Below are 22,980 nucleotides of genomic sequence, written 5' to 3' on the forward strand. Positions count from 1 at the left end.
AGACATGACAAAACGTAGAGTTGTAGTAACAGGAATTGGAGCAGTGACACCTCTTGGAACGACTGCTGAAGCAACATGGGATGCTATTAAAGCTGGTAAATCGGGTGTTGGTCCATTAACACGCGTAGATGCAGAGAAATTTACAGCAAAAGTAGCGGCTGAAATAACTGATTTTGATATTGAACAATTTGTTGAGCGTAAAGAGGCTCGTAAAATGGACCGCTTTACACAATATGCGGTTGCAGCATCTATGATGGCTAAAAAGGATGCTAATTTAACGATTACTGAGGAAATGGCACCACGTGTAGGTGTATGGATTGGCTCAGGTATCGGTGGTATGGAAACATATGAGCAGCAATTTTTAACTTTCCAAGAGCGTGGAGCTCGTCGCGTAAGTCCGTTCTTTATTCCGATGCTTATTCCTGATATGGCTTCAGGTCAAGTATCGATTTATCTAGGAGCAAAGGGACCAAACTCATGCTCAGTAACAGCGTGTGCTTCTGGTACAAATTCAATTGGTGATGCATTCAAAGTAATTGAACGCGGAGATGCAGATGTAATGATTACAGGTGGAGCAGAGGCACCAATTGTTAATTTAGCGATTGCAGGTTTTACTGCAAATACAGCACTTACAACAAACGCTGACCCAGCAACAGCAAGTCGCCCATTTGACAAAGATCGTGATGGCTTCGTTATTGGTGAGGGTGCAGGTATTGTTATTTTAGAAGAGCTTGAGCATGCTTTAGCACGTGGTGCGAAAATATATGGTGAAGTAGTCGGCTATGGTTCGACAGGTGATGCTCATCATATTACAGCGCCAGCACCAGAGGGTGAAGGTGCAGCTCGTGCGATGCAGCAGGCATTAAATGATGCAGGTGTTGAACCAAATGCAGTGGGCTACATTAATGCACACGGTACAAGTACGCCATATAATGACTTATTTGAAACACAAGCGGTAAAAACTGTATTTGGTGAACATGCATATAAACTGGCAATGAGCTCAACGAAATCGATGACAGGTCATTTATTAGGTGCTGCTGGTGGTGTTGAAGCGATCTTTACTGTTTTAGCATTGCATGAGGGGATTTTACCACCAACAATTAATTTGCACACACCAGATCCAGAGTGTGATTTAGACTATATACCAAACGAAGCAAGAAAAGCTTCTGTAGAATATGCATTAAGTAACTCACTCGGCTTTGGTGGTCATAATGCGTGTTTATTATTCAAAAAATTTAATTAAGAAAAATGCGTCGAGATTTCGCCTCGACGCATTTTTTACATTTTAGTTGAATATTTCTGTATGGAAAGGATGATGTTATCGTACGTTTTGCTTTATTTTTGTTTTGTTATGGGATAAGCGTTGTATCTATTAGCAATTGCATTTTATATTTAAATTATCGTACGCTAGGTTATTCTTGGTCGGCAGTATGGAGCTTTTTACTTGGCACATACGAGCTATATATAGCGATTGCCTCACTGTGTGTGCTATTTATCGTCGTTTTCGACCTAAGCCCATGGCGTTCTCCATTTTCTTAAGCGTTTTAGAAGCGATTGCATTCGCTTTTTCTGCGCCTGCATCTAAAATATCATCTAATTCAGGTGAGTCGATTAATGCATAATAGCGCTCTTGAATAGGTGTTAAATGCTCGATAACTGCAGCTGCTACACCTGCTTTAAAATCGCCATAGCCTTTGCCGTCGTATTTTTTTTCTAAATCAGCAATTGAAACGCCAGTTAAAGCAGATTCAATTGTTAATAAGTTGGACACACCTGGTTTATTTTCTACATCGTATTTCACAATACCTTCAGAGTCTGTCACAGCGGATTTAATTTTCTTTTCAATTTCTTTTGGTGTATCAAGAACACGAATTGTTGCTTTTGTATTAGGGTCTGACTTACTCATTTTTTTCGTTGGCTCTTGCAACGATTTAATGCGTGCGCCTTCCTTTGGTAATTGAATATCAGGTATAGTGAAAATTTCGTTATAACGTTTGTTGAAGCGCTCCGCTAAGTCGCGTGTTAATTCAATATGCTGCTTTTGATCTTCACCAACCGGAACGATAGTTGTGTTATAAAGTAAAATATCACCTGCCATTAATGGAGGATACGTTAATAATGCAGCAGACACTGATTCCTTTCCGCTTGATTTATCTTTAAATTGTGTCATGCGCTCTAATTCGCCGATTGAAGCAACACATTGAAGCATCCATGCTGCTTGGGCATGTGCAGGAACCTCTGATTGAATAAATAAAATAGATTTTTCTGGATCAATACCAACAGCAATATACATAGCAGCAAGGCTTCGAATATTTTTGCGTAACTCTAATCGCTCCTGTGGTATAGTAATGGCGTGTTGATCCACGATACAGTAAATAGCTTGCCCTTGATTTTGTAAAGCAGGGAATTGTCTTATTGCACCGATATAGTTACCAAGTGTAATAGTACCTGTAGGCTGAACGCCTGAAAAAATTGTTGTCATTTGAATTCCTCCTCGATATAAATAAAAAAACACCACGCGTCCTACTTAAAATAGTAGGGACGAATGATGTTTGGAATCCGCGGTACCACCCAGCTTGCTCATCAATTATGCCTCGGCTAACTCTTGCCCAGATTTTTTTGAGCTTGCGAGGGAAACTTCTTCAAAAATCTGTGACATCCGCCAGGGCGTTTATCTTAATTCAGTACGTGTACAAACACGCACTGAATTAAGATAAACCTGAGCCACTTAACCTTCGTAACGTGAAGTATGCCGAGCTTTGCTACTGTATTGTTCACAAAGCTAACTCAGAAGCCCATTCCGCTTGTATGACGATCTGTTCACACCCACCACAGACTCTCTAAACATCAAAGCTCAAACGTACTTTTCTTCTTCATTGCTTTTTTCTTATATTTTGATTATGACTGCCATTATAATATATGTGTGCAAAAAAATGCAATACTTTTGTATAAAGTAAAATTAAAAAGGTTAATCTTGTTGTAGTAACAGGGAACTTTTTCGAGCGATAAGCGTAATTGTAATTAGAAAGAACCTTTTCTCGATTATTTATAACTAATTGAGAAAAAAGAGTCAAACGCATGTTTTGTTGTAACACAGTTTGGGTATAAGTATACTGTTATAAATATTATTTAATACGCTAGTAACAGTTGAGATTAGTTATATTTCATTATTTTTTTAAATTAAGGGGTTTTTTATTGACATCCTATATTCAAAGTAAATGAAATAGTGTATAATGACCATAGTACTTAAATTAAATTAATTCTAAATTAAGAATTCTATAATATAGTCGATTCCAAAAAGGAAGGATGTGTTACAATGAAAGTTACTTTATTTACATCACCAAGCTGTACATCTTGCCGTAAAGCAAAAGCATGGCTTGAAGAACATGATATCCCTTATTCAGAGCGTAATATTTTTTCAGAGCCATTAACAATTAGTGAAATTAAAGAAATTTTACGTATGACTGAAGATGGAACAGATGAGATTATTTCAACCCGCTCAAAGATTTTCCAAAAATTAAATGTTGATGTGGAAAATTTACCATTACAACGTTTATATGAGCTTATTCAAGAATATCCGGGGCTTTTACGTCGTCCGATTATTTTAGATGAGAAGCGATTACAGGTTGGTTACAATGAAGATGAAATTCGACGTTTCTTACCACGAGGTGTACGTGCTTTCCAATTACAAGAAGCACAGAGAATGGTTGATTAATGATGGGTGCTACGTTGTTTAAAACGTAGCATCTTTTTATCTTGGGTAATTTACGAGCATAAAAATTTTGGTGAAAGAGAAGAGCCTCATCTCAAAGTATAGCACACCAGCAGAATAATTATGAAATTAACTAGGCGTAAAAAGATTTAAAATAGCTTAACAGTGGTGTAATTGATGATTAAATTAGTAGGACTTGCCTTACTATTTATTACATAGTACAATGTAATCTCAATATTCTAATAATTACAATGCTAAATTTAAGTATTTTTATCGTTTTTGGTGTTTTTCCTTTTCATTTTTTACGGGAACATCATACAATAGAATTATAGAAAAGTATTGGCGCTTTCTATAATATAAGTCAATTACACTTTAGCGTAATTGCGTAAGGAATTTTTTGAGCTGGCTTGAAAAATTCCATAAAAAAATCTATGACATCTGCCAAAGACTTCAATTTGATTAAGCGAGTGACCAAATACGCGCTAAATTAGGCAAACGGAAAATCTATTTTGCCAAATCAAGATAAAAGTTTGTGGCATGTTCTACGGTTAAGAATATGTATGAAAAAGCTTCAAAAGTTGAATGATAATTTATACATGTTCGTTTAGCAAATGACTGTGAAGGGAGTTGAGGTCGAATGGACATCGAACGCATCAATGACAATACATTAAAGCTGTTCATTACGTATAGAGATATTGAGGATCGCGGCTATAGCAGAGAAGAAATTTGGTATAACCGTTCCAAAGGTGAAGAGCTATTTTGGGATGTCATGGCTGAAGTCAATACAGACGATTATTTTGATTTAGAAGGGCCAATTTGGATTCATGTTAACGCATCAGAGCAAGGACTTGAAGTAATTGTTACGCGTGCGAATATGAGCAGTGATGGCGAGAGCTTAACAAATAGCTTTGAAGAAAATCAAGATATCGCAGCACAGTTACGCGAAATGGAAGAAACCCTTTTAGAAACAATGGAAAATGAAGATAATGAAGAAGGCACCAACTTATTGAGTGCTCGCTATAAATTTAAGGATATTGATGAACTAATTCCGGTTGCCAAACGTCTAGTAACATATGGAACGGCATCATCATTATATAAATTGGACAATGAATACTATTTATCAGTCGATTTTTCAGATATGGCAGACGCCTATGAGCGTCGAAATGCAATCGCTATTTTAAAAGAGCATTTACAGCCAACGAAATTAACAATCCATCGCATTGAAGAATATGGTCAACCAATTATGCCAGAAGATTGTTTCGAAACGGTTATTCAATATTTCGCATAGGAGAGGGCTGTCGGGAAAAACTACCCGACAGCTTTTTGTATTTTTGCCCCGCATTAACGGATAGTAATTTATTCTGCGACAAGTAATCGCAGGAGCAATAACTTTTCTGCGACGAGTAATCGCAGGAGCAATAATTTTCATATAGAGAATGTAATGACAGATGTTTTTTTGCGTGAAAGCGACAGGTACAAGCTTTCCGCTTCAAAAATTAAGTGAAGCACAAATTAACCGCCTGTATAAGCTTGATTGAGGACACGTGATGATGGTAACAGAAGCATTACCACAGGATGAGGAGTACTTTGTTTGTGTTCCTCTTCATTAATTGGTGAAACACCCACTCTTCGGAATCTTACTGTACTTAAGGATTTATGATTTGGAAAAATAATGCTAGTATTTGATTTGAAAACTCAGATAATTATTTTATAATGAAAGGAGAAAGGGAGGTGAAATTTTGTTAGTTGCTCACACCGAACAAGGAGAGCTATTTGTTATTACACTAGACACATGTTTAAAAAAATTACAGCAATTGCGCCAAACTACCACATTTTATTGTCCACAATGTAAACAACCACTGCAATTAAAAATTGGACGAGTTAAAATACCACATTTTGCCCACATAAAATCAAATGCTTGTGATGCTTCTTTTGCAGAGGGAGAATCTGCTCAACATCTATTAGGGAAGCAACAGTTATTTTCTTTTTTTCAGCAGCGAGTAGAAAATGTAGTTCTTGAAAGTTACTTATCCCCACTACAACAAAGACCTGATTTATTTGTTACACATTATAACAAACATTATGCGATTGAATTTCAGTGTAGTGTTATCCCATATAAACAAGTATTTGAGCGAACAGTAGGCTATGAAAGACATGCTATTGTCCCTCTATGGTTAGTAAAAACTCCGAATAAAATTCCTACATTTGGCATAAGAAAAATATCATTAAGCCAATTTTATCAACAATTTTTCATGCGCTATAAAGAGCAGGTTTATTTAATCACATACGATACGGTTCATAGTCGCTTCATCTATTTTAGCAATTTACAATATGTGCAAGGCCGTACTTGGATTGCTAATGTACAGCCTTTGTCACTAGATGCACAAAGTTTTCCCTTCTTTGTACCAAAACCATTAACAGAGCAGCACCTTAAAGAGATGTTCTTTTTATATCAGCAGCACCGAGCTAGTTTTTTCCGAACAAAGATTCTTTTTAATAGAAAAGGCTTAAACGATTTATTTTTACGTGGGCTTTACGAACAACGGTTAAATTTTGAGCAACTACCAAATTATATTGGTATACCAATTAGCGGAGGAGAAGCCATTTCGTTATTTAGCGCAGAATGGCAAAGTCATTTATTTTTCTTTTTACACATTTTTAATTTAAAACTTAGTCAGCTAGATGAGCAAAAAATATATGCTTTTTTGAGATGGGCTAAATTGCCACAATCCACTGAAGGATTCTCAGCTATTAAGCGATATATTACTTTTTTATGTAAGATTGGTGTTGAATCAATTACTAATAAAATTGAAGATACGACGCTATTCTTGCATTTATTCAGCGAATTGATTGCATTTTCTGAAAAGAATTGAGAAAATAAAAGGGTATTTCGTAATATGATTTTTGGAGGCATTTATAATGGCAAAACAAGTGTTAACACGTGAAGAAATTCCTGTAGATTTAACTTGGGATTTAACATCTATTTTCCCAACTGACGAAGCTTGGGGACAAGAGTTTACAGAAATTCAAAGCTTATTAGAGCAAGCAGGAGAATATAAAGGGAAAGTAGCAACAGGAGCGCAAGGGTTATTTGAGACACTGCAATTTAGCGATTTAGTTAGTCAGCGCTTCAGTAAGCTATATGTATACAGCCACTTAAAGCACGACCAAGATACGGCGAACAGCACATATCAGGCGATGGATAGCCGTGTTAAATCACTTGGTGCGAAATTAAGTGCGGCATTATCATTCATCACACCAGAGATTTTAGCTTTAGATGAAGCGACAATTAATGCATATGTTGCAGAGTATGATGAGCTAAAATTATATGAGCAAAGCTTAAAAGAATTAAATTTAGGTCGCCCACATGTTTTATCTGCTGAAAAGGAAGAGTTACTTGCACAATTATCTGAAATTTCGAACGCATCAGGCGAAACGTTCGGCGCATTAAACAATGCAGATATCGAATTCCCAAAAGTGAAAAATGAAGATGGTGAAGAAGTGCCGTTAACACATGGCTCATACATTTCATTTTTAGAGAGCGATAATCGTGAAGTGCGTGAAGGTGCATTTAAGGCTATGTACAGCATATACGGTCAATTCCGTAATACATTTGCATCAACATTAGCTGGTAATGTAAAAGCACAAAATGCAAATGCAAAAGTTCGTAATTATCAATCAGCTCGTCATGCAGCAATGAGTAATAACTTCATTCCTGAGAAAGTGTATGATCAATTAATTTCAACAATTCACGATCATTTACCATTATTGCATCGTTATGTAGCATTGCGTAAGCAAGTTCTTGGCTTAGAAGAGCTGCATATGTATGATTTATTTACTCCACTTGTGAAGGAAGCGAAGATGGAGATGCCATATGATAAGGCAAAGGAGCTTATGGTGAAAAGCTTTGCGCCACTTGGTGAAGAGTATCAAGACATCGTACAAAAAGGTTTAGATAGCCGATGGGTAGACGTTCTTGAAAATAAAGGAAAGCGTAGTGGTGCTTATTCATCAGGTACATTCGGCACAAATCCATATGTTTTAATGAACTGGCAAAATAATATGGATAATTTATTTACGTTAGCGCATGAGTTTGGTCATAGCTTACATAGCTATTACACACGTGCCAACCAACCATACCCATATGCAAGCTATTCTATTTTCGTAGCAGAGGTTGCTTCGACATGTAATGAAGAACTATTATTTGATTATTTATTAAATACTTTAGAGGATCCGCAACAAAAAATTTATTTATTAAATCACTGGTTAGATGGGTTCCGTGGTACTGTTTTCCGTCAAACAATGTTTGCAGAGTTTGAGCACATTATCCACGAAATGGATCGTAATGGTGAAGCATTAACAGCAGAAAAGTTAACAGAAATTTATTACAACTTAAACAAGCAATACTTTGGTGATGCGATGGTAGTAGATGAGGAAATTGGTTTAGAGTGGGCACGTATTCCACACTTCTATTATAATTATTACGTGTATCAATATGCGACAGGTCAAAGTGCTGCAACGGCATTAAGCAAGCAAATTTTAGAGGAAGGTCAGCCAGCAGTAGAGCGTTATATCAATAACTTCTTGAAAGCAGGCTGCTCAAATTTCCCAATCGAAGTATTAAAGGCAGCAGGTGTCGATATGGAATCACCAGCACCGATTGCAGAAGCTTGTAAAGTGTTCGAAGAGAAGCTAAACGAGCTTGAAAAATTACTTTTAGCAAACTAAATTGAAACAGGGATGTTGGGAAAAGCGAAAATCTTCCCAACATCCCTTTATTATTTTTGAATTGGGCGGATTAAGGTGGTTTACGGGCGAAATCGAATAAGAATCGGGCGAATAGTTACTTTAGACCTGTTCTATACGTAAATTTTTGTGCTCCTGCGGTGGCTGCGCCATCCTCGTCGCAAAAAACATATCTGAAAATTACATTTTCAGATATGTTTTTTGCAACCGCTTACTATATGACGATTTTGTGAAACAAGCCGTAAAGCGTTGCAACGGCTATTGTTCCGTGATAAAGTAATACATGTGAAATACATCACATAACAAACATACACCCCTTTGTTTGAACGTGAACATTTCTCCCATCCCCTTTTGTGTAAGAGGCGTCCTATTGTCGAGAGTAGGGCGCCTCTTTTGTTTTAGTTGTAGGAATATGCTTTATTAAAGCAACAAAAATCTTCTACATAGCTAGCACTTCTTTTAAACCATTCTCATCCTAATGTTTAGAATAAAATTATGCTCCTTTCTAAATAGTACATAAATGAAACTTTCTTCTTTCTTTTACGTATATTAATCTAAATCAGCGACGAATGTTATATAGAATCTCAAATTAAGCCTAAATAGAAGGAGTGGGAATGAGTGGAGGAGCAAGCGCAATTACAGCAGTATTTACAAGAAATTGAGAAGTGGGAGAAAGAGCAACAAGGGCTTTGGTTTTGGGAGAAATTAGGTAGACTACCTTTTGTGCTGCTTGATAAAGTAACTCCGTCTTTTGTGCAAAAGAAGATTGCTTTATTAATGGATGAGCTAGGAAGCTATATTCAGTCTGGTGGTAAATATTTAATTAATGAACAAGCGATGATAGCAAAAATTAGACATTATTCATCGAAATGGGATATTAAGAATATAGAAGATATTGGGCAGATTCCGTTACAAGACATGATTGCTATGAGTGAACAACTGCAAAAGGAGCGTGTGAAATTTGCAACTTTGCAAGGGGCTTCCACAGGCATTGGAGGTATTTTTACATTAGCAATTGATATTCCATTTATTTTAGGGATAGCGTTAAAAACATTACAGGAAATTGCTATCATTCATGGTTATCATCCAAATGATAAAATGGAGCGCGTATTTATTATAAAATGTTTGCAATTTGCAAGCGCTGATATCGTTGGCAAAGAAGCGATTTTAAAGGACATTTCCTCTATGCACGATAAATCTCATACATCTGAGGAGATGATTGCACAATTGCAGGGATGGCAGGAAGTCTTTCACACGTATCGGGATCATTTTGGCTGGAAAAAGTTATTTCAGATGGTTCCAATCGTAGGTATTATTTTTGGTGCGTATGCCAATAAAGGGATGATACAGGATATTGCAGAAGCAGGAAATATGTTGTATAGAAAAAGAAGAGTTTATGAAAAATTAAGAGAAATAAAAAATGGGGCTGACGGGAAAGGTACTGTCTGAAAAGTTATTTTTAGACAGCTTCATTTCTCGTCAGCCGATTTGTTATATTTATAATGACTGAAAGCTTCCCTTTTGGCGCCATAGCGCAATATCATCTTTAATAAATCGTTCAATTTTTTGTTGAAGCATACGCTTTTTTAATTCTCGCTCCGCAACTGATTCAGCAATTTGATAAATCGCTGCAATTTCAGCTGTTGTGAATGTTTGGAAGCGGATAAATAATTCGTCTAATGTAGGAAGTGGCTGGCGTACAAGCTGCTCTTGAATCATTTCCTGTAAAATATGTTCATACACTTCGTAGCTATATAAACCACTTACCTTTAGTCCTTCATCTTCGACATTTTCATTGAAAAAGACGATGCTTGGTACCTCATTAACTTCCATTTCGCGCGTAATATATAAATCACATTGAAATGCGTGTGCTGCTTCTTTTGAGCCGAAATCAACTGTAAATTCATTCATATCTAGTTGTACTTCAGAAGCAATTTCTGTAAGTGCTGTATGAGAAAGTACGTTTTTCGTTTGTAATGCAGCATGTTCCTGTAATTTTGATAAATAGCGCGAGCCAGCGCGCTTGCCTTGCAATTCAGCTGCTTTAACTGCAATTGAAGGTAAGGCAGGGTGTGTAATATCTAGTTCATCACCTGATAGGCAACCTTTAATACGATTACTTAAGCAGTTTAATGATGTTAATTTAGTGCTTAATACATAACGCCAAGAAAAATAGTGCTCATACTCCAATTGAAGCTTACGTAGCATCGACTGCATAGCAAAGGAGTTTGGACATAGCGGATCGATGAAAATATACAGTTCTACTGGCTTATTCGTCGGTAAGGAGGCAGTAGGCTGTGATATCATCTGAATATTATTCACTCCGTTTCCTCCTCTTCGTTTGGTGAATTGACCATGTGATGAGCAGTTAGTACAAGACGCTGATAATAAACTTCACGGAATTTTCCGTCCAAGCCTACTTCATCCATTGCTTCTGCCATACATTCAAGCCAAGCTTGTGCCCTGTCTGGTGTTATTTTGAAAGGTATATGTCTAGCTCGCATCATTGGATGACCATGTTCCTCGGTATATAGGCTAGGTCCACCTAAGTACTGCGTTTGAAATTGGATTTGCTTACGAATTGTGTCTGTTAAATCCTCTGGAAAAATAGGGATAAGTTTCGGATGTTTTGCTACACGAGCATAGAAAGCATGAATTAGCTCAGCCAGCTTTTCAGCACCAAGTTCCTCGTAAGGAATCGTATACTTTCGATTCATAGGTGATACTCCTTTATACTTGCAATTACATTTTCTATATTTAAGTGCATTTTACTATGACATTATATTTATTCTAACAACGTCTATCCTTTTTCACAAACAAAGCGCTCTTTAACATTTTAAGGAAAAATAAAAAATACTAAGTATTATAATAGCTTAATACTTTCCTTACATAATTTTGCGTTTCTTTGAAAGGTGGGATACCATTATATTTTTTTACATTGCCTGGGCCTGCATTGTAGGCCGCTAATGCTGTTTCAAGATTTTGTCCAAATTGATTTAGCATTTGACGTAAATATTGTGCGCCACCCATTATATTTTGCTCATTGTCAGTAGGGTTTTGTATACCTAAATATTTTGCTGTACCTGGCATTAATTGCATTAAGCCGACAGCACCTGCTGTACTTACTACTTCAGGGTTAAAATTGGATTCCTGTTTCATGACTGCTGCAATTAATTTTTCAGGTAAGTTATATGTTGAAGCAGCTTTGGTAATAGAATCTTGAAAGCGATTTGCGCCTGCTAATACGTTGTTAAAAGCTTCTTGTCCAGTATAGTCTGTAATGTATTGCTCAATTGGTGAACTAGCAGTGGCACCTTCATATAGAAAGGCATCTAAATATTTCGATTGTGGTGCTGGCCATTGACCTGTTTGCATTATTGTATGCTCACTACCTAAAGTTTCTGTCAAATTAGTTGTAGAATTCGCTTGCTGTGATTGTAAAACGTCACCTAGCATTTCATTGAATAGTGCTGTATTGGAATCACTTAATGCTGTGTTACCAACAGATTGGATTGCTTGTATTTCCATTAATAGTTTCATTGCTTGGATATCCATTATATGCTCCTTCTCCCTTAGCTAGTAAGTTATTTTAATTTAGCCAATGTTTTATACCGAAAGTACTACCTCCATAGGTAGTGAGATGAATGCCTGTTTGTGCTTTATTCAGTAAATATAGGAATCGTTATTCGTATGAAAAAATTTAAAGCCCTTAATGGACGATTTTTTGAGCAAGCTTCTTCAAAAAAACTTAGTTTCTAGCTGCTAGTGCCGCTGCAAAACGAGCGATTTTTTTTTCTGCATGTGCAATTGGAATATTATAATCTGTTAAAAATTGTTGGAAAACTTTCTGCCCAATTGTTTCATCTTTCGCTTCATATTCTACCTCATAATCTTCACGGTGCAAATAAAAAGAATGATCTAATACAAGTAATCCCCCTTTATAAGGGATTTCTACACGTTCTGTTGCAAGCGTACCAAATAGAGCGAGTTGTTCGATTGCAATACCACGTTCTTTTAATCTTGCAACGACTGTTGGTGCTGTGAATTGTCCACCTTGTAAAATTTGGTTCGCTTCTTCCTCTGTTAAAGCATCGGTTGTTTCAATATGTGTATGATTATTGCTCTTTTCTTTTAAAGTACATTCAATTCTATTTGGTAATACACGAATTCGCAATCCACTTGCAATCGCCTTTAATTGAAAATCCGCAGTGTCGAAATAATGATTTTCCTGCCGAATGACTTCTTCCTCTTGAATGTCGAATGTTGTAAGTAGTTCGTCGTATTTTGTTTTCGACAACATATTTTTAAATTCGATTTCAATTTCATGATTCATTATATTTCACCCTTTATTCGCTATTTTTTGCATCTTCGCTATTTTGAATTACTATTAACTAAATTCTTTCGAGTACCTCATTTACCGTGGATGGTTTTATCCTGAGTCCACTTTATGAAATATAGAACAAGCATCTATCTTACCCCCAAATACAAGAAGTTTCTACATTTGGCTCCGCTGCACTTTCGGTATAAAAACATTGTTTAATTAAGATAAAACCACACTGCATCCCTTTTCGTCGTATGGTAAAATAGGAAGAGAACATTTGGAAGGGAAGTACAAAAAAGTGCGTAAAGTATATACAATTCAAAAATTTGAACAAATACATAATGATATTTATTTTAGTTTACACGATAATGAGCATGGGATTCAAATTCAACCGACAGGGCAGGTCATTGTCGATTCAGATAATATGGCATTTATTTATATTGTGGAGGAAGAGGGAGCGTATAGTTATTTAAGCTTCCCGCAAACAGTGTGGGCAGGATTATTACAAATTGTACAAAATAAGCGCGATCCATTTTTATCACCTGACTTGGCACTTCCTAATTTTACGGAGGAGCTTGAGTATTTATTGTGGAATATTCAAGGTAATGAAAACTATGGTAAAGAATTTGTCCAAGCTATAGAAGAGCAATTTTCAATAATATATCTTGATTCAGCAGAAGATTCGCCTCTTTAAGAGATGATGAGACAAATGCTTTGTTCTAATTACGTAGGTGTGTAAACTCTTGCTTATAGAGAGCAATTTAGTTTACACCATACATGCGTACCCGACATCATGCTGCTCCAAAGCCTCTGACACAAATTTTCCTGTGGTGAGCTTAAGGAAAATTGAATGAAGGTTAGACAAGGTGTAATGATAATGATTAATAATTACTCATAATCAATAAATTCGATTGCATATATTACGATTTGTGTGGTAAATGAAAAATACGTAATGTATTGCTGAAATAGGCATGCTATTTCATATGAGGAGGTTGTTGTGATGGGCCAATGGGATGTTTTTTTAAGCCCTTATAAACAAGCGGTAGAAGAGCTGAAAATAAAGTTAAAAGGTATGCGCTCGCAGTTTAATATTGTGGGGGCAAACTCGCCAATTGAATTTGTGACAGGACGAGTGAAGCCTTTAGCAAGTATTTATGACAAATCATTAGAAAAAGGAATCGCATTTGAACCTTCTCAGCAGTTAGCAAAAGAACTACAGGATATTGCAGGGCTACGAATCATGTGTCAATTTGTCGATGACATTGCGACAGTAACTGAGTTGATTCGACAGAGAGAAGATTTTAGTGTAGTGGAAGAGAAGGATTATATTACACATAGCAAACCGAGTGGCTATCGCTCGCATCATATGATTGTTGAATATCCAGTTGAAACGATTCATGGCAAAAAAGTTGTTTTAGCTGAAATTCAAATCCGAACATTAGCAATGAATTTTTGGGCTTCAATTGAGCATTCATTAAACTACAAATATAAAGGGGCTTTTCCAGAGGAGATTCAAACTCGTCTGCAAAGCGCCGCTGAAGCAGCCTTTCGTCTAGATGAGGAAATGTCTCAAATTCGCAATGAAATACAAGAGGCACAGGTATATTTCAGTGAGGTAAAAGAAGCTCCAAGCGTAACACTACATGCAAACAAAGATAAGGGGGTAAGCTCATGACATCATTTGCAATTCAATCACGCCGCGACGCACAATCTAATGAACTAATGGAGCTCGCAACATCGTATTTACAAGATTTCGGACTAGAACTTAATGAAGAAGAGCCTGATATTGTACTTTCTATCGGAGGAGATGGAACGCTTTTACATGCCTTTCATCGCTATGCACACCGTCTGGATAAAGTGGCATTTGTCGGAATTCATACAGGCCATTTAGGTTTTTATGCAGATTGGAAACCATCTGAATTGGAGAAGCTTGTATTATCTATAGCCAAAAAAGATTTTAATGTTGTCGAATATCCGCTGTTGCAAGTACATGTTCACCGCCATCATTCAGAAACAAGTCATTATTTAGCTTTGAATGAGGCGACAATTAAATCACCAGATGTTACGCTCGTTATGGATGTTGAATTAAATGGTACTCAGTTTGAGCGCTTCCGTGGAGATGGTTTATGTGTTTCAACACCATCGGGTAGTACGGCTTACAATAAAGCATTAGGTGGAGCAATTATTCATCCAACATTACCAGCGTTTCAACTAACAGAAATGGCATCCATTAATAATCGAGTGTTCCGTACTGTAGGCTCTTCGCTTGTATTCCCTGCACATCATACATGCGTGTTAAAGCCAGTTAATAATCAGCGTTTTAATATTACAGTCGACCATATTCAACTGACAGAAGCCGATGTTAAATCAATTGCATTTAATGTTGCGGTGGAACGTATTCGTTTTGCAAGGTTCCGTCCATTCCCATTTTGGGAGCGTGTGCATGATTCGTTCATTTCAAATGAGTAGCTGAGGATAATATGAAAAATAGATTTACATTACAGTTTGAAGTACAACATGAAATGCTATTGCGTGAAGCAATTGCATTATGGGGAATTTCTAAGCGAGCATTAACAGCGATTAAATTCGATGGTGGTGATATTCTTGTTAATGGTATTAGGTGCAATGTACGTTATGTAGTTGCAAAAGGAGATACTGTAACAATTATATTTCCAACAGAAGAAGCGAGCGAGGGACTTATCCCACAGCATGGAGAGTTAGATATTGTTTATGAGGATGAGGCATTGCTCGTTATTGATAAGCCAGCTTATATGAGCACAATTCCTTCACGTGAACACCCGGATAGTAGTGTAGCGAATTTTGTCCTTGGTTATTTTGAAACGCAAGGACTTGCTTCTACTGTACATATTGTGACACGGCTTGACCGAGATACGTCAGGTTTATTATGTATTGCGAAGCATCGACATATACATCATTTAATGAGTGCATCACAACAACAAGGTGCGGTGCATCGGCAATACGAGGCCATCGTTTATGGACAGACTATGAGTCAATCAATTATCGTACCAATTGGGCGTAAAGAGTCTAGTATTATAGAGCGAGAAGTGCGCGAAGATGGACAGTTTGCGCATACAGACGTCGAAGTGATAGAATACGGTAGACTAAACGATTGCATCGTATCGCATGTTCGTTTAACATTGCACACAGGACGTACACATCAAATACGTGTACATATGGCTCATATAGGTCATCCGCTTGTTGGTGATGAGTTGTATGGAGGCAATAAGCAAGTAATCAACCGCCAAGCATTGCACTGTGTATCATTAACATTTCGGCACCCATTAACTAAAAAAATGCTATCTTTTAGCAGTGAGTTGCCTAAAGAATTGGGAAATTTACTAAAGGAAAATTAGTACGTATTGAAAATGGGAAGAAGTTATTAAGCAAGGATTTACTATTATATTTATTGATAAAAATCCACGTAGACGCCAGCGGTTTAACCGTAAAAATCGAAGTGGATTTTTATTGTTTTAAGCTGCTCAGCTATAAATGTAAAATTTCCATGTCTTTTTGAAATAATGATTTACGAACTTACTATATTGCTTGTATGATGAACTTTGAGAGGAGGGGACAAGAATGGTAGAACAAAAACGAGAAAATAACGAAGTGCGTTATAATGAAGAATTTTTACAAATGCTTTTAACTGAAGAAGAGATTGATGCTTTCCGAGAGCATTTTTTAGCACTTCACCCGTATGATCAAGCCCAATTTTATAAAAAGGTGGGACCAGACATACGTCAAACCATCTATTTATACTTGTCTCCTGAAGAAATGGCCTTGATTTTTGAAGTAATCGAGCTAGAAGATGATGAGTACGAGCAATTTTTAGGTGAAATGGAACCAGCATACGGTGCATCGATGTTATCACATATGTACACAGATGATGCTGTTGACGTTTTAAATGAGCTGGACAATGAACAGCGTGAAAGCTTTTTAGAAATGATGGATAGCGAAACTGCTGAAGAAATCAATGAATTATTAAGCTACGCTGAATATACTGCCGGTGCAATTATGACAACTGAGTATGTAACGATTTTAGAAAACTCAACAGTTCGCTCGGCAATGGCTGTGTTGCGTAATGAGGCGCCAAACGCAGAAACAATCTACTATATTTTCGTCGTTAACGATCACCATCAATTGGCAGGAGTTATGTCATTACGTGATTTAATTATTGCTGATGAGGATACACTTATTCACGATATTATGAGTGAGCGCGTTGTATCGGTAAAAGTGGGAGATGACCAAGAGGATGTTGCGCAAATTATGCGAGACTATAATTTCTTGGCAATTCCTGTTATAGATGATAATAATGAGCTACAAGGAATTATTACAGTCGATGATATTATCGACGTTATTGATGAAGAAGCATCTGATGACTATTCTAAGCTAGCCGGTATTTCAGATGCGGATGATATTGATGCTGGACCTTTTAAAGCAGCGATGACACGCTTACCTTGGTTAATCATTTTATTATTTTTAGGAATGTTTACGGCAAATTTAATGGGGCAATTTGAGGCAACATTAGAAAAGGTAGCACTTCTTGCTGTCTTTATTCCACTTATTTCAGGAACATCTGGGAACAGTGGTACACAGGCACTAGCAGTTGCAGTGCGTGGTATTGCTACAGGTGAAGTGGATGAGCAGAGCAAGCTGAAGCTGCTTATAAAAGAATGTATTACTGGCTTGCTTACAGGTTTAGTTTGCGGTTTAACAGTTGTTGCAATTATTTTCTTTTGGAAACATCAAATTATGATTGGCTTGTTAGTTGGTGCAGCTATTTGCTGTTCAATTTTAGTCGCAACAATAGCAGGCTCGTTTATCCCGTTATTAATGCATAAGCTTGGCATTGACCCAGCCGTTGCATCAGGTCCATTTATTACAACATTAAATGATGTGACGAGTATTTTAATCTATTTAGGATTAGCGACTACATTTATTAATCAAATTTTGTAACAAAAGCTGTTAATAGTGCATATTGTATGAAAAAAAGGTGGGCGATTGTTGATGAAATATCAACCACTGCTTTTCATCAGGACGCCGTCTTATGCTGTTGAAATAACGGCGGCTGAGCAGCGGGAGCTAGAAGAAAGCACCTCAATTTACGAAATGCCACAGACACATAGTATTGCCAATTCACTTATTGCACATCAATTACGCTTTTTCGCACGACCAGCAGTAAAGCCACGTGTACTACTTGTTGTGCTGAAAAATGGGGAGCGTCTCGTTGGAACGATTGAGCATTTGAATGGAACGGATGTTGTCATGAAAGTATTTGAGCAAAAAATGGTTGTCAATGCCAACGATATTGCGACAATACATGCATCGAGAATACATTAAAATGGATAAGGAGGTTGTCCGAGAAGCAGGCTGGTGCGCCGCTTTTTGGACAGCCTTTTGCTGTTTGTTTAAAATATGCATCATGTATAAACATGTCGATATTTTGTTCATTAATAAAATGAATAAGTTAGCTTAAATTTTCTGCTGTGTCAAAGGTGAATTCGACTTTCTAGCCAACAGATTTTCTATATTGTAAAGCTGCGAGTAAAAGCGCACATGCGAGTCATACTATAAATAGGAGCTATCGAATCAACTGACAAGAATACAAATATAAATTGTGTGGGTGCATAGCACCCACACAATTTATATAATTAGTTACAAATTCCTAAATTCACATCAGCAACACATTGTACAGCGCAGAAGCAATTTAAATCGACTGTAATACAGCTATCTGTCACTGCGAAGTTTGTTACATCACAAATAGCGCGCAATGACACGGCAGTGCCATCACTATTTAATAAATCAACCGTATCTCCACCGCGGTCTAAAGGCATTAACACACGTAATGTTGCACAGCAATCGTCGAATACATCTTCTACACGGAAGAACACAGATGCACAATCCATACAGTCCTCAGCACTAAATGTTGCAACGAAAGGCGTTCCGAATTTCGTTAATAACATAAATACCCTCGTGTCTACTTGTGATCTACCAGGGCTAACGATGCCGCCTAAAGGCTCTAAAAAGCAATTTGTTGTACAACGAGAACATTCTTCACGCACAGATTGATTTTGGATGTCTAAAATAGCACGAACTACTTCACAAACGCAACCATTACTCGAGCTTGGGCTAATATTTTTACTACAACCCATACTCTTTCACCTCCTAATTTTAGTTCTCTATACAATATGAGTAATTTGCCAAGGGAACAGGGCGTTCGCATAGAAAGGATTGCCTAGATTTTGAATAAAGCAAAAAAATTTGTTCATACTAGATAAAGTAAAACTGTAATTACATGAATTCATATGTCAATATACAAATTGAAGAGGGAGGCATGAAATGGTAAGGCGTTTTTTAGGTATCGCAATATGTTTGCTCTTACTATCTGCCTGTGGCGCAAAGGAAAAGATTGTCGCATATGATGAGCAGGATGAAAAAACAAAAGAGATTAGGCAAGAAATCGAGAAAATGAATAATATTCACAAAGCTAAAATAGTCGTTGTTGACAGTGATATTATCGTTGCAATTGAAGTAAAGCCATTGCACTCATTTAAAGAGCAAAAAATCGCAAGTGATTTGCAAAAAAAATTAGAGAAAAAATGGGAACATTATGATGTGCTTGTTTCTTCGGATTTCAAACTGCTCTGGGAAACGGATAAGCTAATGTCTGAGCAAAACAAGCAGAAGGTCAACGAAAAAATAGAGCATCTAAAGAAGTTAGCGAAGGAGGAAACATAATGAAGGAATCTCAATATGAAACAATTGAACAGCAAATGACACCAACTCCACCATATGTAGTAAACGTATTAAAAGCTTTTCTAATCGGTGGACTCATTTGTGTTATCGGACAAGCTATTTCCTTCTTTTATATGATTTTTTTCGATTTTACTGAGAAAACAGTTGGCAATCCAACTGTCGCAACGATAATTTTTATTTCGATGATTTTGACAGGTTTAGGACTGTACACAAGACTTGGGCAATTTGCAGGTGCTGGTAGTGCAGTCCCTGTTACAGGTTTTGGCAATGCGGTCGTCTCAGCTGCCATTGAGCATCGAACAGAGGGCTATGTGCTAGGAGTGGGGAGTAATATGTTTAAGCTAGCTGGCTCGGTTATCGTCTTTGGTACAGTGTCTGCTTTTGTCGTAGCTTTAGTGAAGACAGTGCTTGTCATGCTGGGGGTTGTCACATGGTAATTGTGTTTCAGACGAAACCAGCATTATTAGCTGGAGCAGCAGCAGTTGGTCCATTGGAGGCTCGGAGCGTCTTTCGTTCCTATTTTGATATCGTAGCAGATGATGAACGCTTTCAAGAAAAAACAAATGAACAAGGGCAGAGGCGCCTTATTACAAACACCTGTCAGCATGTGATGGATAAGGCAAAAATAAAAAATTTAGATGTTGATTATTTTTTGAGTGGTGATTTAATTAATCAAATGACACCAACCAATTTTGCTGCGAGAGAATTAGCCGTTTCCTTTATCGGGATGTTTTCAGCATGTGCAACATCCATTTCATCAGTTATTGTTGCAGGTTTATTAACGGAGCTAGGAGCGTCGAAACTGGCAATTGCTGGCGCTTCGAGTCAACACAATGCGACAGAGCGTCAATTTCGCTATCCAGTTGATTATGGTGCACAGAAGCCTGCAACAGCACAATGGACAGTAACGGCAGCAGGCTATGCGTTAGTTGGTCAATACCAACCAGATTTCCCCTATATGGTAGCAGCAACAGTAGGGAAAGTAATTGATTATCATGAAACAGATCCATTTCATATGGGTGGAGCGATGGCACCAGCCGCTTACGATACAATTAAAAGGCATTTACAGCATAGAAAGCAAAAAATAAGTGATTACGATATGGTGATGACAGGTGATTTAGGTAAAATCGGTCTAAAACTAGTGAAAGCGATGTTAGCTGAGGATGGCATTAAAAATGATGAGCTACAGCTAATCCGTGATGCAGGGGCTGAATTTTATGGAGATGATCAGGCGTTTCAGGCAGGAGCAAGTGGGGCAGGATGCTCAGCAGCAGTTTATTATAGCTATGTTTTAAGTCAATTTATGACAGGACGCTTTAAACGAGTATTGCTTGTAGCAACAGGCGCACTATTATCTCCGCTGTCCTACCAGCAAGGGGAAACAATTCCATGTACAGCCCATGCGATAGAAATTGCGATGAACTGAGGGAGAGCAATGTATACTTTTATTTTTGCGTTTTTGGTTGGAGGCGCTATTTGTGCGATTGGGCAGCTACTAATGGATGTTGGCAAGCTGACACCAGCGCATACATTATCAACACTTGTTGTAGCAGGCGCTATTTTAGATGGATTTGGTTTATATGAGCCACTTATTGATTTTGCTGGTGCGGGTGCCACGGTTCCAATTACTTCATTTGGTAATTCGTTAACACATGGTGCGCTTGCAGAAGCAGAAAAACATGGCTTAGTCGGAGTCGTAACAGGGATGTTTGAGGTAACGAGCTCCGGCATTAGCGCGGCGATTATTTTTGGTTTTATTGCTGCACTTATTTTTCATTCAAAAGGAAAAGTGAATTAGGGCATTTACCCCTCCTATGACAGTTGGCTTAGCATAAACTACACTGTAGAAAGGAGGGGTTATTCATGTCTGGCTACGGATGGAACCAATGTGGAAATGTGCAACCAGGCTATTATGGTGGGGGCGGATATGGCTCCACATTTGTATTAATCGTTGTATTATTTATTTTACTAATCATTGTTGGTACTGCATTTTATTAAGGAGGGCGAGTAATGGATAAGGGTTTTTTTAAACAGTTTGAGCGTAAAACTGGTGTGGAAATGGATGAAGTATTCGCATTAGCTCGCGCCATACAATATGCAGATTTTACAAATGAAAAACAAGTGAGAAAAATTGTACAAAAGGTAAGTAAAGTTGCAAAACGTAAAGTATCACCACAGTTAGAACAGCAAATTGTACAGTCTATTTTAAAGGATGGCAAATCTCTTGATTTTAGTAAAATAGAGCGAATGATGCGCTAATAAAAAGAGGGGCTATCGGGAAAGTTACGGCTTTTTCGGTAGCCTATTTTGTGAAACGTGGAATAAACTTCGAAAAACGTAGAATAAAGCTCTGAAAACGTAGAATAAACTTTGAAAAACATAGAATAAACCAAATAAAAAGCTGTTTGGAAATTTCCAAACAGCTTTTATATTAAATAGATTTCTCCATAGCGCGATGCGGAATGCCAGCATCTAAAAATTCTGGAGACGTTACGATGTATTGTAGTTTTTCATAAAATGGAACAGCATAGCTTTGGGCATTGAGTTTTAATTTTTCCCAGCCCTTTTCTTTTGCTACTTGCTCGATATGTTCCATTAATAAAAACCCTAGTCGTTGTCCGCGATATTCACTTAATACGCAAACGCGTTCAACTTTCCCTACTAATGGCTCGTATTCTCTTAAACGGGCCGCAGCGATTGTTCGCTCACCATCTATCACAATAAAGTGATATGCTGTTTTGTCATACTCATCTAGTTCAAGGTGAATGGGTACACCTTGTTCCTCAACAAACACTTTTTTGCGGATATCGAACGCACGCTGTAATTGTTCTTCAGATATTGCAGAGTGTACTTCAAACATTAGGTTATTCAGCTCCATTTAATCTAAATGATTCGACGATTTCCCATTTACCATCTTGTTCTTTTAGTAAATGAATTTGCTGAATTTCCTCTTGTACATCAACGCCAGACATACGTAATTGACCGAAGACATCGTCGTGCTCAGAAGCTGTTAGCTTTTGCGCAATTGTAATATGTGGTACAAAAACGTGTTTTTGTTCGCCAAAAGCAATTTTTTCTTGAATTGTCTTTTGAATATTAGCTAATTGCTCTGTAGGTTCAATTCGGAAATACATAGCATTCGTTGTAGGGAAAAACGAGCTAATGCGTGATGCATGAATTTTTAATGGTGCAAAATTGGATGCAATTTCAGTTAATTTTGCAGCAATATCTTGTACGGCGCTTTCATCAGCTTCAAACGCATCCTTTAATGTCATATGCGGAGCGATTTGTGCATAATGTGGGTCGTAACGTTTACGATAATTATTCGCTAAATCTTGTAAATTTTTAGAAGGAAAAGCAACAATACCATACTTCAAGTTCATAACCTCCCGGAACATTTCGATTTTTCTCTCTTTATAAGTATAAC

Annotated in this window: 26 protein-coding genes and 1 other annotated feature; of the genes, 18 read left to right on the top strand and 8 right to left on the bottom strand. The window is 37.3% G+C overall.

Features of this window, described 5'->3' with window-relative positions; translation table 11 throughout:
- Positions 1-4: 4 nt before the first annotated feature.
- Positions 5-1,243: a beta-ketoacyl-ACP synthase II gene (gene fabF, locus TY13_RS02480; protein WP_042471232.1), complete on the top strand. Its 1,239-nt coding sequence runs from the start codon at positions 5-7 to the stop codon at positions 1,241-1,243.
- A gap of 249 nt (positions 1,244-1,492) precedes the next feature.
- Here the strand turns inward: fabF and trpS are convergent, their stop codons facing one another.
- On the bottom strand, positions 1,493-2,482 hold the full coding sequence (gene trpS / locus TY13_RS02485; protein WP_042471234.1) for a tryptophan--tRNA ligase: 990 nt from the start codon (positions 2,480-2,482) through the stop codon (positions 1,493-1,495).
- Positions 2,483-2,534: 52 nt separating this feature from the next.
- Positions 2,535-2,886, bottom strand: a binding site (T-box leader).
- Between the two features lie 430 nt (positions 2,887-3,316).
- Between trpS and spxA the strand changes: the two genes are divergently transcribed.
- The 5 genes from spxA (at position 3,317) to TY13_RS02510 (ending at position 9,907) form a co-directional block, all read left to right on the top strand.
- The gene (gene spxA, locus TY13_RS02490) at positions 3,317-3,715 is read left to right on the top strand and encodes a transcriptional regulator SpxA (RefSeq protein ID WP_042471236.1); all 399 of its coding nucleotides are present in this window, start codon (positions 3,317-3,319) and stop codon (positions 3,713-3,715) included.
- 634 nt (positions 3,716-4,349) lie between these two features.
- Positions 4,350-5,000, top strand: coding sequence for an adaptor protein MecA (gene mecA, locus TY13_RS02495; protein WP_042471238.1), 651 nt, complete (start codon positions 4,350-4,352; stop codon positions 4,998-5,000).
- Between the two features lie 451 nt (positions 5,001-5,451).
- On the top strand, positions 5,452-6,585 hold the full coding sequence (locus TY13_RS02500; RefSeq protein ID WP_042471240.1) for a competence protein CoiA: 1,134 nt from the start codon (positions 5,452-5,454) through the stop codon (positions 6,583-6,585).
- 46 nt (positions 6,586-6,631) lie between these two features.
- Entirely contained in the window at positions 6,632-8,440 is a 1,809-nt protein-coding gene (gene pepF / locus TY13_RS02505) for an oligoendopeptidase F (RefSeq protein ID WP_042471242.1), read from the top strand.
- 636 nt (positions 8,441-9,076) lie between these two features.
- Positions 9,077-9,907: an EcsC family protein gene (locus tag TY13_RS02510; protein ID WP_042471244.1), complete on the top strand. Its 831-nt coding sequence runs from the start codon at positions 9,077-9,079 to the stop codon at positions 9,905-9,907.
- Between the two features lie 48 nt (positions 9,908-9,955).
- Here TY13_RS02510 and TY13_RS02515 read toward each other — a convergent pair whose 3' ends face one another.
- The 4 genes from TY13_RS02515 to TY13_RS02530 form a co-directional block, all read right to left on the bottom strand.
- Positions 9,956-10,780, bottom strand: a complete 825-nt coding sequence (locus TY13_RS02515) for a DsbA family protein (RefSeq protein WP_042471246.1) — start codon at positions 10,778-10,780, stop codon at positions 9,956-9,958.
- Entirely contained in the window at positions 10,777-11,175 is a 399-nt protein-coding gene (locus tag TY13_RS02520; RefSeq protein WP_042471248.1) for a globin domain-containing protein, read from the bottom strand. Before TY13_RS02520 ends, TY13_RS02515 begins: the two co-directional genes overlap by 4 nt.
- A 139-nt stretch (positions 11,176-11,314) precedes the next feature.
- Complete coding sequence (locus TY13_RS21100) at positions 11,315-12,013, bottom strand: lytic transglycosylase domain-containing protein (RefSeq protein WP_042471250.1); 699 nt, start codon at positions 12,011-12,013, stop codon at positions 11,315-11,317.
- Between the two features lie 193 nt (positions 12,014-12,206).
- Entirely contained in the window at positions 12,207-12,791 is a 585-nt protein-coding gene (locus TY13_RS02530) for a CYTH domain-containing protein (protein ID WP_042471252.1), read from the bottom strand.
- A gap of 286 nt (positions 12,792-13,077) precedes the next feature.
- On the opposite strand from TY13_RS02530, the gene TY13_RS02535 reads away from it, so the two are divergent.
- The 6 genes from TY13_RS02535 to TY13_RS02560 all read left to right on the top strand — a co-directional run bounded on the left by TY13_RS02535 (position 13,078) and on the right by TY13_RS02560 (position 18,137).
- Positions 13,078-13,473, top strand: a complete 396-nt coding sequence (locus TY13_RS02535) for a UPF0738 family protein (RefSeq protein WP_042472363.1) — start codon at positions 13,078-13,080, stop codon at positions 13,471-13,473.
- Positions 13,474-13,779: 306 nt separating this feature from the next.
- Positions 13,780-14,454 (top strand): GTP pyrophosphokinase, encoded by a 675-nt coding sequence (locus TY13_RS02540; RefSeq protein WP_042471253.1) that lies wholly within the window; start codon positions 13,780-13,782, stop codon positions 14,452-14,454.
- Positions 14,451-15,248: an NAD kinase gene (locus TY13_RS02545; protein WP_042471255.1), complete on the top strand. Its 798-nt coding sequence runs from the start codon at positions 14,451-14,453 to the stop codon at positions 15,246-15,248. The genes TY13_RS02540 and TY13_RS02545 overlap by 4 nt, the downstream gene beginning before the upstream one ends.
- 11 nt (positions 15,249-15,259) lie before the next feature.
- Positions 15,260-16,153: an RluA family pseudouridine synthase gene (locus tag TY13_RS02550; protein WP_042471257.1), complete on the top strand. Its 894-nt coding sequence runs from the start codon at positions 15,260-15,262 to the stop codon at positions 16,151-16,153.
- A 223-nt stretch (positions 16,154-16,376) separates the two neighbouring features.
- Positions 16,377-17,753, top strand: a complete 1,377-nt coding sequence (mgtE, locus tag TY13_RS02555; protein WP_042471259.1) for a magnesium transporter — start codon at positions 16,377-16,379, stop codon at positions 17,751-17,753.
- Between the two features lie 48 nt (positions 17,754-17,801).
- Positions 17,802-18,137, top strand: coding sequence for a 4-diphosphocytidyl-2C-methyl-D-erythritol kinase (locus TY13_RS02560; protein ID WP_154661498.1), 336 nt, complete (start codon positions 17,802-17,804; stop codon positions 18,135-18,137).
- Between the two features lie 311 nt (positions 18,138-18,448).
- On the opposite strand, the gene TY13_RS02565 is transcribed toward TY13_RS02560, so the two are convergent.
- A complete protein-coding gene (locus TY13_RS02565) occupies positions 18,449-18,949 on the bottom strand; it encodes a CotY/CotZ family spore coat protein (RefSeq protein WP_042471263.1) in 501 nt (166 codons plus the stop codon).
- A 187-nt stretch (positions 18,950-19,136) separates the two neighbouring features.
- Here TY13_RS02565 and TY13_RS02570 point away from each other — a divergent pair, with 187 nt between their 5' ends.
- The 6 genes from TY13_RS02570 (at position 19,137) to TY13_RS02590 (ending at position 21,812) form a co-directional block, all read left to right on the top strand.
- On the top strand, positions 19,137-19,535 hold the full coding sequence (locus TY13_RS02570; protein ID WP_042471264.1) for a YhcN/YlaJ family sporulation lipoprotein: 399 nt from the start codon (positions 19,137-19,139) through the stop codon (positions 19,533-19,535).
- Positions 19,535-19,990 (top strand): stage V sporulation protein AC, encoded by a 456-nt coding sequence (gene spoVAC / locus TY13_RS02575; protein ID WP_042471266.1) that lies wholly within the window; start codon positions 19,535-19,537, stop codon positions 19,988-19,990. Before TY13_RS02570 ends, spoVAC begins: the two co-directional genes overlap by 1 nt.
- A complete protein-coding gene (locus TY13_RS02580) occupies positions 19,984-20,979 on the top strand; it encodes a stage V sporulation protein AD (RefSeq protein WP_042471268.1) in 996 nt (331 codons plus the stop codon). The genes spoVAC and TY13_RS02580 overlap by 7 nt, the downstream gene beginning before the upstream one ends.
- Positions 20,980-20,988: 9 nt before the next feature.
- Entirely contained in the window at positions 20,989-21,351 is a 363-nt protein-coding gene (gene spoVAE / locus TY13_RS02585; protein WP_042471271.1) for a stage V sporulation protein AE, read from the top strand.
- Between the two features lie 98 nt (positions 21,352-21,449).
- A complete protein-coding gene (locus TY13_RS19990; protein WP_230199378.1) occupies positions 21,450-21,551 on the top strand; it encodes a YjcZ family sporulation protein in 102 nt (33 codons plus the stop codon).
- Positions 21,552-21,563: 12 nt separating this feature from the next.
- Positions 21,564-21,812 carry a stage VI sporulation protein F gene (locus tag TY13_RS02590; RefSeq protein WP_042471273.1) on the top strand — a complete coding sequence of 83 codons (249 nt, stop codon included), beginning with the start codon at positions 21,564-21,566 and terminating at the stop codon, positions 21,810-21,812.
- A gap of 172 nt (positions 21,813-21,984) precedes the next feature.
- Here the strand turns inward: TY13_RS02590 and TY13_RS02595 are convergent, their stop codons facing one another.
- Both TY13_RS02595 and TY13_RS02600 read right to left on the bottom strand, forming a co-directional pair.
- On the bottom strand, positions 21,985-22,413 hold the full coding sequence (locus TY13_RS02595; RefSeq protein ID WP_042471275.1) for a GNAT family N-acetyltransferase: 429 nt from the start codon (positions 22,411-22,413) through the stop codon (positions 21,985-21,987).
- Between the two features lie 4 nt (positions 22,414-22,417).
- The gene (locus TY13_RS02600) at positions 22,418-22,930 is read right to left on the bottom strand and encodes a 2'-5' RNA ligase family protein (protein WP_042471277.1); all 513 of its coding nucleotides are present in this window, start codon (positions 22,928-22,930) and stop codon (positions 22,418-22,420) included.
- Positions 22,931-22,980 lie beyond the last annotated feature (50 nt).

This window comes from Bacillus ndiopicus (assembly GCF_000612805.1).
Taxonomy (GTDB): Bacteria; Bacillota; Bacilli; order Bacillales_A; family Planococcaceae; genus Metasolibacillus; species Metasolibacillus ndiopicus.

Excerpts from the sequence above, each read along its gene's own strand:
- TY13_RS02545 (WP_042471255.1), top strand. The coding sequence starts at position 14,451 with ATGACATCATTTGCAATTCAATCACGCCGCGACGCACAATCTAATGAA.
- TY13_RS02570 (WP_042471264.1), top strand. The coding sequence starts at position 19,137 with ATGGTAAGGCGTTTTTTAGGTATCGCAATATGTTTGCTCTTACTATCT.
- TY13_RS02530 (WP_042471252.1), bottom strand. The coding sequence starts at position 12,791 with ATGAATCATGAAATTGAAATCGAATTTAAAAATATGTTGTCGAAAACA.
- spoVAC (WP_042471266.1), top strand. The coding sequence starts at position 19,535 with ATGAAGGAATCTCAATATGAAACAATTGAACAGCAAATGACACCAACT.
- spoVAE (WP_042471271.1), top strand. The coding sequence starts at position 20,989 with ATGTATACTTTTATTTTTGCGTTTTTGGTTGGAGGCGCTATTTGTGCG.
- TY13_RS02540 (WP_042471253.1), top strand. The coding sequence starts at position 13,780 with ATGGGCCAATGGGATGTTTTTTTAAGCCCTTATAAACAAGCGGTAGAA.
- TY13_RS02565 (WP_042471263.1), bottom strand. The coding sequence starts at position 18,949 with ATGGGTTGTAGTAAAAATATTAGCCCAAGCTCGAGTAATGGTTGCGTT.
- TY13_RS02590 (WP_042471273.1), top strand. The coding sequence starts at position 21,564 with ATGGATAAGGGTTTTTTTAAACAGTTTGAGCGTAAAACTGGTGTGGAA.
- TY13_RS02520 (WP_042471248.1), bottom strand. The coding sequence starts at position 11,175 with ATGAATCGAAAGTATACGATTCCTTACGAGGAACTTGGTGCTGAAAAG.
- TY13_RS21100 (WP_042471250.1), bottom strand. The coding sequence starts at position 12,013 with ATGGATATCCAAGCAATGAAACTATTAATGGAAATACAAGCAATCCAA.
- TY13_RS02550 (WP_042471257.1), top strand. The coding sequence starts at position 15,260 with ATGAAAAATAGATTTACATTACAGTTTGAAGTACAACATGAAATGCTA.
- TY13_RS02580 (WP_042471268.1), top strand. The coding sequence starts at position 19,984 with ATGGTAATTGTGTTTCAGACGAAACCAGCATTATTAGCTGGAGCAGCA.
- mgtE (WP_042471259.1), top strand. The coding sequence starts at position 16,377 with ATGGTAGAACAAAAACGAGAAAATAACGAAGTGCGTTATAATGAAGAA.
- fabF (WP_042471232.1), top strand. The coding sequence starts at position 5 with ATGACAAAACGTAGAGTTGTAGTAACAGGAATTGGAGCAGTGACACCT.
- spxA (WP_042471236.1), top strand. The coding sequence starts at position 3,317 with ATGAAAGTTACTTTATTTACATCACCAAGCTGTACATCTTGCCGTAAA.
- TY13_RS02595 (WP_042471275.1), bottom strand. The coding sequence starts at position 22,413 with ATGTTTGAAGTACACTCTGCAATATCTGAAGAACAATTACAGCGTGCG.
- mecA (WP_042471238.1), top strand. The coding sequence starts at position 4,350 with ATGGACATCGAACGCATCAATGACAATACATTAAAGCTGTTCATTACG.
- pepF (WP_042471242.1), top strand. The coding sequence starts at position 6,632 with ATGGCAAAACAAGTGTTAACACGTGAAGAAATTCCTGTAGATTTAACT.
- trpS (WP_042471234.1), bottom strand. The coding sequence starts at position 2,482 with ATGACAACAATTTTTTCAGGCGTTCAGCCTACAGGTACTATTACACTT.